The following is a 13,824-nucleotide window of genomic DNA, read 5'->3' as shown; positions in this document are numbered from 1 at the left end:
ATGAGTGCTGAAGGTGGTGCGGCCAAGCCAGGGCGAACCGACGTGTTCGGGAGGTACGCCCTGGCTGGTCGGAGGTATAAACGGCTTCTCGGTGGCAACTTCATGCACTTGCCCCAGGGTGAGCTTCAGGTGTTCGGCGAACAACTGGCAGCAGATTCACATGAGATCACTCACGACGAGTTGAGCGAGCTCTTCAGCGGCGACTGGAGGGAACGGCTCACAGGGGCTTGGCTCGCGGGCTTCGGCCTGCGGCTAGAGTTGCGCGAAGAGATCTCAAGGCTGCTGATTGAGCGAAGTGATCGCCATGCCGGCAAGGGGTACTGTTTTGCCCTTGCGAGATTCGGTGCCAGGGTCGATGCGAATACCCTTGCTCGTTATTTGGATCGGTATCTTGGGCAGCTTGATCTACGTGCCGACCAGCCGTGGGCATTGGGTGCATTGCTTGTTTTGGATGAAAATCTGGAAACGAATTATTCGTCAGAGTTTATTCAAAAAGGTGGAGTATGGGACCGCTGGGTTCGAGCCGGTGAATCGGCGATATACACTCCCGTTCAAATGAAGGCCGAGATTCAGTCGTGGTGCTCATTCGCGGAAGTCGCCTCTGGCGACTTCTCGTAAATGCTGGATGAGGAAGTGTGCCGGTGTGCTGGTCCCCGCCTGGGTGGATCCGGTGAGCAGTTACCGCTGGTACGAACCCGAGCAGCTCGAAGAGGCCCGGCTGCTGGCCCGCTTGCGCCGGGCCGGGATGCCTTTGGCGGACATCCGGCTGGTGCTGGCCAGCTGGTCCGGCACAGACACTGATCTGGTCCGGAAACTGCTTTAAGAGAGGTGTGCGGCTGCGGTCTTGTACGAGGCGGCCTGCCCGGGCGTCAGGTAGTGCGAGACGCGGATGACGACCGTCCCGTGGACGTAGTCGTACTCGGTGAGCGCGGGCATGGATTTGGTGACGGCCTGAATGTACTTGGCGCGGGCTGCCGCATCGGCCGGACTGCCGAACACCTCGATGGCGCCGCCGCGTTCGATGTCGCCCTTCTCCGTGCCAGCCACGTCGGCCGCCTTGATCCTGCTGTCCGTGAAGGTGACCTTCGACGTGTACTGGTTCGGCCGACCGAGGAGGTGATTCGGGTCGTTCTCGGCCGTGACCGTGCCGGACAGCTTTGCGGAACTGACCTTGCCGGAGACGGACGCAAACGCAGCGTTGGCGGTGAGCGGCTTACTCGCGGTGGCACTGGGTTTCTGCGACGAGCCCGAGCCGCTGTTGGACGTGCCGTTGCTGCATGCGGTGAGTCCCGTGAGGAGGGTGGCGGCGAGCGCGGCGGCGCCGAGGGTTCTGTTCATGCGGGCGATCATGGACGTGCGGCACGTGACGGGTGGGCGGTGTGGCGCGATTGTGACGGACTGTTCGGGTCGAACGAACGCCAGTTCTGCAGACGCGGGTGAGTAGCACGTCCTCTGGTTACGGGATGGGCAAGCTCGTGCACGTGGGGTCGTTCGCGCACTTCTGCAGCGCCTGCTGGTTCTGCCTGTTCCGCTTCTGCATCCCCTTGTATTGGGCCTTCTGGCCGGTCTGAAGACATCCAAGACCCTGCCAGTTCGGCTGCTACGCCGAACTGGCGGCCCCCGGGCTGTTCTTGAGATGGCTGGTAAGGCTCTGAAGCGCCGTCCAGGCCCCGGCATCGGTTCCGTCGCCAAGCAGGTAGTGGAGCGCCGGATAGCTGGGCGAGCCGAGCTGCCGCGGTTTCGTAGCGAGGGGTGGGCGGCGCGCGTGAGTAAGCCCCACGGCGCGCACGTCGCGCGGGCCGAGGGTGAAGGAGACCGGGAGGGGTGGCGCTTCCAGGTGTGCGGGCAGGGTGAGGTCGGTGCGGCCGTTGCGGAGGGTGGTGAGCATCGTCGTCAGGCCGTGGGAGCCGACGAGCGTGGCGGCGAGGGATTCCAGGGTGTTTAGGGGGACTTCGGTGGGTGTGGCGTAGCCGAGCGTGAGGGTCGTGTCCTCGGCCACGCCTGCCGTGGTGCGAGTGATGCGGTGGGTGGCGATGGCGGGGTGGGCGGGGTTGCCGATCGCGATGAGGTGGGTGGGGGCGGGGGCCCGGTCGCGGGCGAGGTCGGTCAACTGGCGTGGGGACCAGGGGAGGTTGACGGGTTCTGCGGTGCCCCAGCCGGTGGGTGCCGCGCCGGTGAGGTGGTGCCAGGCTGCTTCGAGGGCGCGGCCGAGTACGAGGTCGGGGTCGGGCGCGTGCACCGTGCGGAACGAAACCGTGAGTTGCCGTTGCTCGGGGGGTGTGCTCGCTGCCGTGAAGGCGTCGGCGACGGTGGTGTCGGTCGGCGCGAACGTGCCATTCTGCCAAGTGAGTTGTACGCCGGAGAGGCCGTCGTAGTAGCCGCCCGCAGGGGCCTGGATGACCCAGCGGTTGGGCGCGCCGCCCAGTGCGGTGCGCAGCGGCAGGGTGAGGCGGACGTGGGGCGGTGTGACGAGGTGGAGGGCACGGTTCGTCTGTGCGGTGGTGCGCAGGATGTCCGTGAGCCAGGCGGTGAGAGGGGCGAGTGGGCGGTCGGCCAGGACGACCGCGGTCGATTCGGTCAGTACGTCGACGATGGGGAGCGCCGAGGGGGGTGTCTGCGGCTGCTCGTCCGTCGAGTCGTCCGGGACCGGGACATGCACCGTGTGTGCGGCGCCGGGTGGCCAGCTGGTTCCGCCGAGCAGCATCGTCAGGCGGCCGCACACGGATCCCGCTAGGTGCTCCGCCTCGGGTACGGCCGTGGAGGCGCGGGTCTCGGTCCACCAGAACGGCAGCTCGGGCGCTGTTACTTGGGGGCCGAGGAGGCGTTTGGCTTCGCCGGGGACATGGACGAGGACCGGCGCCTCGACCGAGACCAGCGGGCGCCCGCCCGTCGTGCACAGCTGCAGGACCGCGCCGTCGTCGGTGGCGGTCAGGCTCAGCTCGGGGCCGCCGGCATGTAGGCCGGCCAGGAGCGAACGGGTGTCGGGCATCTTCGGGGTGAGCGCGATGACGTCCTTGGTCACGCGGGGGTCTCCATCGGGTCGGTCTCCTCTGTGAGGGCCGTCTGGATCAGCTGGTGACGGCGGCCGCGGCGGACCAGGGTGCCCCGTCCGGGCGGCTGCGCAGAGGCGTACAGGCCGGGGAAGAGCTGGCCCTCCGTGCGGTCCCCGGTCATCACGAGGGCTGTGGCGCCGGTCTCGCGCAGGGTCGTCAGGAACGGCTCGTACAGCGCGCGCGAGGCGCCCGCGACGCGGCGGGCGACGACGAAGTGCAGTCCGATGTCCTGGGCCGAGGAGATGTAGGGCAGGAACGGGTCGAGGGGCTGCTGTCCGGCGGTGGTGAGGATGTCGTAGTCGTCGATGAGGATCACGATCCGCGGCCCGGTGAAGGCCGGTTCGTCGTTCACCGCGTCGGGGTCGGCGCTCTCCGGGAGGCGCTTTTCCAGTTCGGTCGCGATGCCGGTGGCGAGGGCGGCGGACAGTTTCGCGTTGTGCGCGTAGCCGCCGCGGTACGGCTCCGGGATCACGCCGCGCAGGCCGCGCCGCGGGTCGAAGATGCCGAAGACGAGCTCGTCGTCGCTGTATCGGTCCACGAGCGCGCGGGAGATGAGCTTGAGGAGGTTGGTCTTGCCGCATTCGTTGTCGCCCAGGACGAGCAGGTGCTGGTCGGTGCCGAAGAGGTCGAGGACGGCGGGGGACAGGGACTCCTGGTCGACGCCGATGGGAACCGCGTGCGGTACGGCGGCAGTGGACGGCAGGCGCTGCGCGGGCAGTCGGGTGGGCAACACCCGTACGGGAGCGGCCTGTTCGCCGTGCCAGGTGGCGCGCACCGAGCGAACGGCGTCCTCCAGGGCTGGCCCCAGGTCCGTGGCCTGGGCGAGCGCATCGAGGCGCGGCAGGGCGACGTGCGCGAAGAGTTTGCCGTCGGTGAGGGCACGGCCGGGGGTGTCGGCGGACAGGGTCTCGGAGAGTTTGCGGTCGACGGAGGAGTCGGCGGGGTCGTTGAGGCGCAGTTCGATCCGGCTGCCGAACATCGACTGGGTGGCGATGCGTACGTCGTTCCAGCGGAGCATGCCCGCGACGACGTGGATGCCGTAGCCGCCGCCGCGTTTGAGGAGGTCGGACACGGAGTCGTCCAGGTCGGCGAACTCGTCGCGCAGCGCGCCGAAGCCGTCGATGAGCAGGACGACATCCGTGGAGCCGAGTTCGGGCAGCTCGCCCTTCGCGCGCAGGGTGCGCAGCTGGTCGACGGAGTCGATGCCGTGCTCACGGAAGAGGGCCTCGCGTTCGGCGAGCATGGTGCGCACCTCGGCGACCGTGCGGGCGGCGCGCTCATGATCGGCGCGCCCCGCGATCCCGCCGACGTGCGGCAGGCCGGACAGCGCGCTCAGACCGCCGCCTACCAGGTCGAGACCGTAGAGCGCGACGTCGTGCGGTGTATGGGTGACGGCGAGGGACAGGGCCAGGGTGCGCAGCAGGGTCGTCTTGCCGGATTGCGGGCCGCCGATGACGGCCGTGTGCCCGCCGGCCGTGTTCAGGTCGTGCACCCACCGGCCCTGCCACTGCCGCGCCGGGTCGTCGAGGACCCCGAGCGGAACCCGCAACGGGCCTTCCGTGCGGGCGAGTTGCAGCCCGTCCGCCGATGCCTGCACCGGCCCGGCCGCTCCCCTCAGCGTCACCGCGTCGGGCAGCGGCGCCAGCCAGATCCGCCGCACCGGCCCGGCCGCGTCCGCGAGCTGGTCGACCACGGTGGACAGCACGGTGGGCCCGCTGTCCCGCTCGCGCGGCACGGCCGCGCCGTCGTTTCCCGCCGCCGCCCCGGTCGGCGTCTCCAGCGTGTTGTACGACGGATACAGCCAGGCCAGCGGCTCGTCGTCGGCGACCGCATCGCGCTGTACCGGCCCGCGGTAGGCCCCGGAGACGAAGCCTGCCTTGAACCGCGTGTACGTGGACGTGTCGACCTTCAGATAGCCGAAGCCCGGCAGCGGCGGCAGGTTGAAGGCGTCCGTGGTCTCCAGGACCGTACGCGACTCGTCCGCCGAGAAGGTGCGCAGCCCCAGCCGGTACGACAGATAGGTCTCCAGCCCCTTCAGTTTGCCGCCCTCGATGCGCTGGCTGGACAGCAGCAGATGCACGCCGATGGAGCGGCCGATCCGGCCGATGGAGAGGAACAGGTCGATGAAGTCCGGCTTGGCGGTGATCAGCTCGCCGAACTCGTCGATCACGACGAACAGATGCGGGAGCGGTTCGAGGTCCGGGCGTGCGGTGGCGCGCAGCGCCCGGTAGTGCCCGATGTCGGCGATGTTCCCGGCATCCTTGAGGACCTGCTGACGTCGCTTGATCTCACCGGCCAGCGAGGTGTGCACGCGTTCGACGAGACCGGCCTGGTTCTCCAGGTTGGTGATGACGCCCGCCACATGCGGCAGGCCCGTGAACGGGGCGAAGGTGGCGCCGCCCTTGTAGTCGACGAGCACCATCGCCAGATCCTCCGGCGGATGCGTGGTCACCAGCGCGAGTACGAGACTGCGTAGCAGCTCGCTCTTGCCGGAGCCGGTGGCGCCCACGCACAACCCGTGGGGCCCCATGCCCAGTTCGGACGACTCCTTGAGATCGAGCAGCACCGGCTCGTGCTGGTCGTCCAGCCCGATCGGCACCCGCAGGAAGTCACGCTCACCACGCGGCGCCCACTGCCGGACCAGGTCCAAGGCGGCAGGGGCGTCGATGCCGAGCAGTTGGGGGAAGTCGACCGGGCCGGACACCGGCGTGCCGTCGGCGGCCGACTCGCCGGACAGGCGCAGGGGCGCCAGCATCCGGGCGAGCCCTTCGCCGCCGGCGGCGCTCACCGGATCCAGGACGCCCGAGACTCGTACGACGTGCTCGCCCCGCAGGTCGTCGACCGTGACCCGCTCCCCGCCCACGGTGATCCGCACGGCGACCTGATCGGGCTCGTGTACCTGCTCGGCGAGCAAGTGCACAACGGTCACCCCCATGTCGCCGAGGGCGACCGCCGCGTCCGGGCGGGGCAGTTCGGCCGCGTTCTCCCCGTACTCGTCGCTCACCACGAGCAGTCGGCTGCCGAGACTCAGCGCGGTGCGGTCGGACAGGCCGCGGCGCACCTCGGCGGCGTAAGAGGAGCGCTTTTTCAGGTCGCCACCGACGCCCCGGGCCAACTGAGCGAGATCGGGCGCGATGCGTCGTGCTGCCACCGGCCCGTCCAGCTCGTCCGGTTGGAGAAGGTGCGGCAGCCACTTCGCCCACTCCCACTCCGCCATATGCTCCCCGGGCACGCCCAGCGCGAGCGCAACGTCGTCGGGCGCGTGCGTGACGGCGGCCTGCACGAGCAGCGCCCGGGCGACGCGCAGGACGCCCTCGCGGTCGCCGACCACGCTCACGTTGCCCGCCCGGTCCAGCGGCACCGTCAGCGGATGGTCGGTCGTGGTCGCGAACCGGGCCTGCAGCGCCCGCGCCTCGTTGAGCATGAACGGGTCCGGCGGCGTGAGCACCCCACTCGCCGAGTTCTGCCCGACCACCACGTCCTGCACCGGTACGTCACCGATGCCGATGCGTACCCGAAGGAAGTCGGCGTCCGTACGCCGCCGCTCCCACAGCCGCGCCGGATCGCGCACCAGGTCGTACAGGGCCGACGGCGGAGGGTTCAACTCCCGTGCGGTGCGCCGTCGTGCCCGCTCGGCCGTGCCCAGCTCCTCGCGCAGCTCCTCCAGATATTCCAGATACCGTTCGCGCTGCACCCGCCGCTGTCGCTGTGCCTTGCCGCGCTGCGACAGGAACAGCGCCACGGCCCCGAGCAGCGCGATGACCAGCACGACCGCGCCGAGGCCCGCGAACTGGCTGGAGCGGATGACGGTCATCATCACCACGGACGACATGACACCGGCCATCGGCAGCAATGCCGTGGCCGCGGTGCCCATCTTTCCTTCGGGCAGATTCGGCGGCGGCTCGATGGTGCGGGCCCGGGTCGCAGGCAGCGGGCGGGTGGCCCGGGCGGGGCGGTGGATCAGGTGTTGCGTCATCGGACTTGCACCGCCCGCTGCAGCGCCTGCGCCGCGAGCTGCGTGGCGGCGCGGCGCGTGGCCGAGCCGAGCAGCTGGGTACGGATGGGTCCGCCGGCCGCGAGATGCCGGTCGTAAGGCAGGTGCACGATGGTGACCCCTGTTTCGCGCAGATGCGCTGTGGCCGTCTTCAGGTTGAGGTTCAGGTCGGGTGTGCCCGAGGTGAGGGCGACGACGGTGGACGCGAGGGCATCGTGCGGCAGTTGGGCGAGCCAGTCGAGAACGATGCGTGTACCGCCGACGCCCTCGGCGGTGAGGGGGGCGACGACCACGCGGGCGTGTGCGGTGTCCATCGCGGTACGGGCCACTTCACCGGGCAGCGTCTCGCAGTCCACCAGCGTGATGGAGAAGTAGCGGCGCAGCGCCAGCGTCACCGTGCGGTAGGTGCGGATGTCCAGCGGGGGGCCGAGGCGTCCCTGGCTCGCGGGCAGCAGCCAGCCGCCGTCCGTAACCGGCACCAAGTACCCGGTGATGTCGGTGAGTTGCATCGAGGGCGTGAGGATGTGGGCCAGTTCGGTGCACGACCAGCGCACCGACTCGGCGCCAAGCCGCACCGGCAGCGTGCCGAGCGCGGCGTCCGCCTCCAGCGCGAGCACCGGATCGTGCCGGTAGTGGTTGAACGTACGGGCCAGCAGCGCGGCAACCGTCGTCTTGCCGACACCGCCCCTGATCGACGTCACGGCGATCACCCGACCCGTCGTGACCGGCTGCTGCAACTCCCGACCGATCCGCGTCTCCTCGCCGACCTCCTGTGAGGCCGACGAGGTCAGCCGCCGTATCGACTGCCCGGTCCGCCGCGCCACGGAATCCCCGTGCAACGGCTTTCCCAGCGCGAGCGCGAGGCGCGGGTCGATGGTGGGGACGGATTCGGGGGTGGGGAAGGGGAGAGCGGGGCTGCCGGGGCGGTGACGGACGACCGGCCTGCCGCTCGCCGCCGGCGAGGCTACGGAGGGCTCGGCGGGGCGGGCGGCCGGGGCCCCTTGTTCTTGGAGGTTCGGACGGGCTTCGGGCTGGGGCGCGTACATACCCGGAGCGGTGGAGGCGGGCTCGGGGAGCTGGGGCTGAGGGTCGGTAGCGGAGGGGCCCGGCCTTACAGGCGCGGGCGGGGCGGTGGCGTCGTGATCGGGCGTGGTGTGGGGATAGAGAGGACGAGACTGGGACACCGGCCGCGGGACCTGTTCGGCCGGCCGGGTCGGGTTCACGGGCGGATGCGGCGGTATGTCACCGGGGGTTGCAGCCGAGCCGGTGTGCGGGGGAGACGGTTGCCCCGGGTTGGGGCGCTGTTCGGCGGGGTGACGGAGCGGGAGGGGAGCCTTGGCGCCTTCCGCTTCCTTCTGGCCCGCCGTAGTACCGCGCTCAAAGCCATCGGGCTCCGAGGCGTCGTTCGCGTTTGCCGCAGGTTCCGAACCGGCCGGCGCTGGCGCGCTGCCCCGCAGTTCGCGCAGCACCTCGTCCTGCCAACCGCCGCCTTGGGCCCTGGTCATCGCTGCCGCCTCACGCTCACGCGAAGGTGCCGAGCAGCCGCCCGTACACCCCGAAGGCGCCAATCACCAGCGGGAACAGCGCGATCACTCCGACCGACTCGAGCACGTCGCCGAACCGGCGCAGCCGCACCCGCACATGCTCGGGCGGCTGCACCGCGAGCACGGCCAGCGGCACGACCGCCAGCACCACCAGCGCCGCGAGCGGACCGACCGCACCGGAGCGCTCCAGCCACACCCAGGCCAGCCGAACCGCCACCACCGCGGCCGCCACGAGCAGCGCGACGACCTCAGGGACCAGCGGATACGCCCGCGCCCGCAACGCGAGCACCAGCGTGACGGCCATCGCGAGCAGCACTGTCCACACGGTGGTCGTACGCAGCACGAGCACCCCGGCGACGGCGGCGGACACCCCCGTCACGATCGTCGCGAGCGTGAGCCCGCGGTGCGTGGCCGCGAGCGCCGTCGACACCTGATAGCGGCTCACCGATGCGCCGCCCGAGCGTCGGTCGTCGAGCCCCGAAAGCCCGGATGCCATCAACGCGAACCGAGGCAGCAGTCCCAGTACGACCACCGACACGACGGCGAGCAGCGCACCGGCCCGCCCCGCCGATTGGAAGGCGAGCACCACCTCCCAGCACAGCCCGCCTCCAACGAGCGCAGCAGCCCCGAATACCCCGCCGCGTCCGAGTGGCGAGCACCATCCGAGGAGCAGCAGCGAGACGGCCGTCACCCCGGCGACACCCGCAAGCCGCACCGCGCCCGACCAGCCCTGGGCATCGGCCAGACTCCACACGCCGAACACACCCAGGGCGCCAGCGGTGACGACGAGTGTGCCGGCCAGCCCGCGGAGTCCGGCCCGGCCGAACGCTGCTCCCACGGCTGCGGCGAGCACGGTGATGACGAGCAGCACGGCACCCACGGTCTGCGCGGCGAACGCCTGCCGTGCGAGGAAGGAGGCGGCCAGCGCCCACCCGACCGTCGCGCCCCCGGCGACGACGCGTCGCGCGGCGGGCCGCCATCGCCAGGCCCGTACGTCGAGATCGTCGGCGGCCTCATCGGTCACGTCGTGGACGACGGGCGCGGACGGCGCGTCCTCGACACGCACGAGCCGCAACACCGCACCGTCGGCCACAGCCGCCGACTCCAAGGTGGCGTCCGGGTCCAGGACACTGCCGTCGCCCGCCACCAGATGACGTGTTTGCGGCCGCGTACCAACCCGATCGTCCAGCAGCCGCATCACCTCGGGAAGCAGCCGCCCGATCGGCTCCTGCGACGGCAGTACAAGATCGACCCGCCGTCGCTCACCAACCAGAGTGACCCGGCTCAACGCCAGCCCCGCACGGCTCGATGCCCCCGTAGATATCACGCGTTCGAACCTATCACCGGGCAGAAGACGCACCGGTCGGCGTTTGGGTGGGTGGTGAGGACGGCACCGTGGTCGAGGTCCCGTACGGACTCGCGCTCTTGCCTAGAACCCGATGCGAAACGAACGACCACCCCACACACCCGGCACACAACACCGCAGCGATCACCACACCCGCAAACACCTTGCCCAGCCGCTCATCCACGGTGCGCCGTTGCCGCTGCCCGCCGAACAGCACAGCGTCCCGCAGCCGCCGACGCCGGACCGAGACCGACTCAAGAAGCTGGCTGTCGTAGTCCTGGGCTGACATGGCTCAATTCCGAATCGTTGGTGGCGCGACGGCCTGGATGAAGATCAGCGCTTCCTGCCCGTCGACCACTACATCCTTCATGTCGATGTGCCAGCGTCCGAGGCGGGAGGCTCCGGCGTATCAGGTGGGGAATTCGCCGACCCACGTCCGTTCCAAGAGATGCTTGGGCAGGTACTCGGACTCGACTTCTACGGGGATGTCTGCGTCGAAGGCCATGCAGGCGATGGCCAGTGGGCCCAGTGCCACTAGTCCCTCGCTGCTCGTGGGCCGTGTGGCATCGCCAGTCCAGTACTCGCGGTGCCAGGTGACCGCGTCTGCCAGGGCGGCGTTGAATGGTTCCGGCTCTTGTCGCTGGTAGCGATGGAAGATCTCCAGCGGCGGGTAGAGGATCTTGAGCATGAGTTCGGCACTGGCGATGTGGGGGGCTGCTGGGTCTGTGCCGTTGATGGCGGTGACCAGGGTGTCCCAGGTCTCCTGGCGGCCGAACCAGGCGTTCTGCAGCGTCTCCACCCACGCATAGATGTACTCGTCGAACTCCACTCCGGAAGCGCGAAGGAACGAGGTGGGAATACGGGCCAGTTGGTCGAGGCGCTCGTTGTCGCGGCAGATCACGGCCAGGTAGTACGAGGTGAGCCAGTTGCCCGCGTGCAGGTACTCCTGAGGGCCGGTTGCGGGGAGGCTCTTGATCTCACCTTTGCTTCCGATACGGCATGGCACGGGGCCTTCCGCGGCGGCTCCTGAGATGAACAGGCCCGAGCCCACCTGCATCGCGGTGACCCACGCTTCCCACGTCGGGAATTCCCCTGCCGCGGGATCTGTCAGACAGGTCCACTTTGCGAGGGTCAGCGTGTAATCCAGAGCGTCGAAACGGTCGAACTCTGAGGTTTCGAGTTCCGACAGTGTCTCTATGGTGCTCTGGATGATCGGCGCCATGGCTTCGTCCGCGTTGTCCACGGGGAAGTCGTGGCGGGGAATGCGGATGACCACGGACCCCCCTTTCTCTCAGTAGATCTTCAGTTCTTCCACTATGACACCATCATAAAGGGAGCCGTTGGGCTCTTGGGCCTTGACCAGGACGTATCTCAACTTCCCTGTCTTCAGCGCGTTCCGGAACTCACGTGCAAGCTCGGCGTCACGACCGCCACGTTTCGTCATTTCGGCCATGATGGTCCGCAGGTACAGAAGCGTGCCTTGCTTCACCCTCATGCCCGCTGCGCCGCCGTCGTCGCCGAGATGTGGATTCGTGGGGTCTTCAGGATCGGCGCGCCCCTGCCGCCAGTCGAGGTCGTTCCCTGGAGCCTTGTCCTCGGCTATCAGGATTCCGTCGTCCTTGATCCTGTATGCCCCGTCGAACATGTGGGCGCCGTTGGCTGTCTTGGGAAGCTTGATGGCCTCGGCACCCGGAAACTCGTGCGGAATCGCATGGAGCCTGGAGGCGTCCTCACCCAGGTTCTCGGAAATCTTACTGTTGGGTGGCACGTCACCAAGCTGTTTGGCGTACGTCTCTTGAGCAGTGGTAAGGGCCTCGTGGTTCGATGCGGAGGGCGTCCCTTCAAACGCTCTCTGCGCATTCATGAGGTCCCGATAGGCCTGACGTTCCGCAGCCCGCCTGTCGAGAGTCGGCAGGACCTTGTCGGGCGCAGTACCCCGCGGGAGCGGCTTCGAGCCGAACCGGACTTCGGAGGGACCGCTCGGCAAGTTGTGCTTGGCGACCCAATGCCCGTGAGGATCCTTCGCGAGCTGAGGGAGTTCGACTCCGTCCACCAGCCCGATGTTGGGCTTCCTGCGTCCGAGGATGTCGTAGTGGTCCTTGCGCCACTCGGGATCTTCGTTGGCCTTCCGGACATGCTCGTCCTGGATGGCTTTACGCTCGGCAGGAGTCAGCTCCCGCTGTCGCTCGCCTTGGGCGCCGTCACCGTGCGTACGGTCCGTGTTGTGCTCATCGGGTCCTGTTGAGTGCGTGGCGCCGTCATGCGACTGGCCATGCTGCGGGCCGGTGCCGGACACGCCGCGGCCCGCTACGGGGCCGTTTCCCGAACCGTGTGAAGCGCCGCTGGCGCCTGTAGCCGGGCGCTCCCCGGTAGCTGCGCCGTTCCCGAGATCTCGTGCGCTGCTCCCTGCAGCCTGCTCACTGGCACGACCCGTGTGGGTGACAGAATTCTTCGATGCGTGAGCCCCGACGAGTTCGGGCTCCCGGGATCCTGACGTCGTTGAGCGTGGCGTGGAGTCGCTCCCCGCACGGTCGGCGGCCGATGATTCGACCTCGGCCTGGTTGACGTGCTGGTGAAGTGTGCCGTCGGCATTGAGGACGTGGCCGTCGCTGGTGAGATAGACCGGGTTGCCCTTGGCGTCGACGTACTCGATGGCGCTGTCGGGCACGGAGACCGGGCGTTCCGCGAGCGGCATCGGGTGTTCGGCAGGCGCGTACCTGTCGCCGACGTTCGCCATGTCCAGGTACTTGCCGGTGTGGAGGTTCTTCAGCGTGCTGAAGGTGTCGCCGACCTTGACGAAGGCGAACTTGCCCACCTTGCCGACATAGGTCATCGGGTCGATGGCCCGGCCGACCTTGCCGACCACCGAGAGGGTACGTGCCGCAGCGCCGACCTTGCCCGCCCCGCTAGCCGCGCTGCCGATGCCCTCGGTGCCGGCCACGGTCAGCACGTTGAAGCCGAACGCGCCCGCCGCGCGGGCCGGGTTGGTCTTCCACTGGTCGTAGGCGACGAAGCCCTTCACCGCCTGGTTGTGGACCTTGCGCGAATCACGCAGCCAGGAGGGCAGTTGGTCGTCCGGGATCAGCCACCAGGCGCCCAGCGTCGCACTGGTGAGGGAGGTGGCGGTGCCCAGCTTGGCGAGGTTCTTCCAGGCCTCACCGGCCGCGCCCCAGCCGTCCGAGCCGAACAAGGTGCCCAGGCCGTGGAGGGTGCCGATGACACCGTCGTGCCAGACGCCGTCCCAGACCTGCTTGCCCTGGTGGACCAGCCAGGACCAACCCTCATACTCCCGCTCGACCGGCGCCCCCCAGGGAGTTTCCTTGGCATGGTCGAGGTCGTCGGCGTTGTAGCCGTACGTGTTCTTGCCATGGGAGCCGTCGTCGGCACTCAGCGCGGCTCCGCCGATCAGCGCCATGATCTTGTTGTACGCAGCGCGTTCGGCGGCCTCAAAGGCGGCGACCGTATGGTTGACGTCGTGCCACAGGTCGTTGTTGTGGTCGACCTTGTCCTGGTCCTTGCGCCAGTCGTCGTCCCCGGTCACCGAGTTCACGAACGCGGTCGCGTCGGCCTTGAGCGCGTCCAACTTCTGTACCAGCGGCTGGACTTCGAAACTGTAGTCCGACAGGGCCGTGGTGACCTTCTCCAGGTCGTCGGCGAACGCGTCCGACTTCTGCTTCACCGGCAGCGTGGTGGCAAACAGCTGCTCCGCCTCTGGCGCCGCATAAAACGCTGACAGACCCTGGAACTCGGTGTGCACATCCGAGCCGGACGCTCGGAACTGGCCCGCGTCCGCGGTCAGCAGCATCACATCGGTATCGAGCGTGGCCAGGTCGCCGATGAAGTGCGGGATCCCTGACGGGTCTATGAGCTTCGCCTCGTCACCCACCG

At 68.9% G+C, this 13,824-nt stretch carries 9 protein-coding genes and 1 pseudogene; 2 read left to right on the top strand and 8 right to left on the bottom strand.

The annotated features are described in order from the left end of the window. Positions 1–618: a DUF6000 family protein gene (locus P2Q00_RS10630; RefSeq protein WP_275771772.1), complete on the top strand. Its 618-nt coding sequence runs from the start codon at positions 1–3 to the stop codon at positions 616–618. Positions 619–637: 19 nt separating this feature from the next. After that, positions 638–820 (top strand): annotated as a pseudogene (locus P2Q00_RS10625) (MerR family transcriptional regulator); the annotation flags it as partial. Here the strand turns inward: P2Q00_RS10625 and P2Q00_RS10620 are convergent. The 8 genes from P2Q00_RS10620 to P2Q00_RS10585 all read right to left on the bottom strand — a co-directional run bounded on the left by P2Q00_RS10620 (position 820) and on the right by P2Q00_RS10585 (position 13,822). Continuing rightward, the gene (locus P2Q00_RS10620) at positions 820–1,338 is read right to left on the bottom strand and encodes a hypothetical protein (RefSeq protein ID WP_275771771.1); all 519 of its coding nucleotides are present in this window, start codon (positions 1,336–1,338) and stop codon (positions 820–822) included. The pseudogene P2Q00_RS10625 and the gene P2Q00_RS10620 sit on opposite strands and share 1 nt — an antisense overlap. A 262-nt stretch (positions 1,339–1,600) precedes the next feature. Continuing rightward, positions 1,601–3,022, bottom strand: coding sequence for a DUF6177 family protein (locus P2Q00_RS10615; RefSeq protein WP_275771769.1), 1,422 nt, complete (start codon positions 3,020–3,022; stop codon positions 1,601–1,603). Beyond that, positions 3,019–7,029 carry a type VII secretion protein EccCa gene (eccCa, locus tag P2Q00_RS10610; protein ID WP_275771767.1) on the bottom strand — a complete coding sequence of 1,337 codons (4,011 nt, stop codon included), beginning with the start codon at positions 7,027–7,029 and terminating at the stop codon, positions 3,019–3,021. Before eccCa ends, P2Q00_RS10615 begins: the two co-directional genes overlap by 4 nt. Then, positions 7,026–8,093: a MinD/ParA family ATP-binding protein gene (locus P2Q00_RS10605; RefSeq protein WP_275771765.1), complete on the bottom strand. Its 1,068-nt coding sequence runs from the start codon at positions 8,091–8,093 to the stop codon at positions 7,026–7,028. Before P2Q00_RS10605 ends, eccCa begins: the two co-directional genes overlap by 4 nt. A gap of 475 nt (positions 8,094–8,568) precedes the next feature. Continuing rightward, a complete protein-coding gene (locus P2Q00_RS10600) occupies positions 8,569–9,918 on the bottom strand; it encodes an EsaB/YukD family protein (protein ID WP_275771764.1) in 1,350 nt (449 codons plus the stop codon). Positions 9,919–9,931: 13 nt separating this feature from the next. Beyond that, positions 9,932–10,225: a hypothetical protein gene (locus P2Q00_RS10595; RefSeq protein WP_275771762.1), complete on the bottom strand. Its 294-nt coding sequence runs from the start codon at positions 10,223–10,225 to the stop codon at positions 9,932–9,934. A 120-nt stretch (positions 10,226–10,345) separates the two neighbouring features. Next, entirely contained in the window at positions 10,346–11,212 is an 867-nt protein-coding gene (locus P2Q00_RS10590) for an immunity 49 family protein (RefSeq protein ID WP_275771760.1), read from the bottom strand. Positions 11,213–11,227: 15 nt separating this feature from the next. Further along, entirely contained in the window at positions 11,228–13,822 is a 2,595-nt protein-coding gene (locus P2Q00_RS10585; protein WP_275771758.1) for a hypothetical protein, read from the bottom strand. Positions 13,823–13,824: the final 2 nt, after the last annotated feature.

The organism is Streptomyces coacervatus (assembly GCF_029223485.1).
GTDB lineage: Bacteria > Actinomycetota > Actinomycetes > Streptomycetales > Streptomycetaceae > Streptomyces > Streptomyces coacervatus.
The sequence above is the reverse complement of the archived record's forward strand: the minus strand, read 5'-3'. Positions and strand labels throughout refer to the sequence as shown.

Excerpts from the sequence above, each read along its gene's own strand:
- P2Q00_RS10630 (WP_275771772.1), top strand. The coding sequence starts at position 1 with ATGAGTGCTGAAGGTGGTGCGGCCAAGCCAGGGCGAACCGACGTGTTC.
- eccCa (WP_275771767.1), bottom strand. The coding sequence starts at position 7,029 with ATGACGCAACACCTGATCCACCGCCCCGCCCGGGCCACCCGCCCGCTG.
- P2Q00_RS10605 (WP_275771765.1), bottom strand. The coding sequence starts at position 8,093 with ATGTACGCGCCCCAGCCCGAAGCCCGTCCGAACCTCCAAGAACAAGGG.
- P2Q00_RS10620 (WP_275771771.1), bottom strand. The coding sequence starts at position 1,338 with ATGAACAGAACCCTCGGCGCCGCCGCGCTCGCCGCCACCCTCCTCACG.
- P2Q00_RS10595 (WP_275771762.1), bottom strand. The coding sequence starts at position 10,225 with ATGTCAGCCCAGGACTACGACAGCCAGCTTCTTGAGTCGGTCTCGGTC.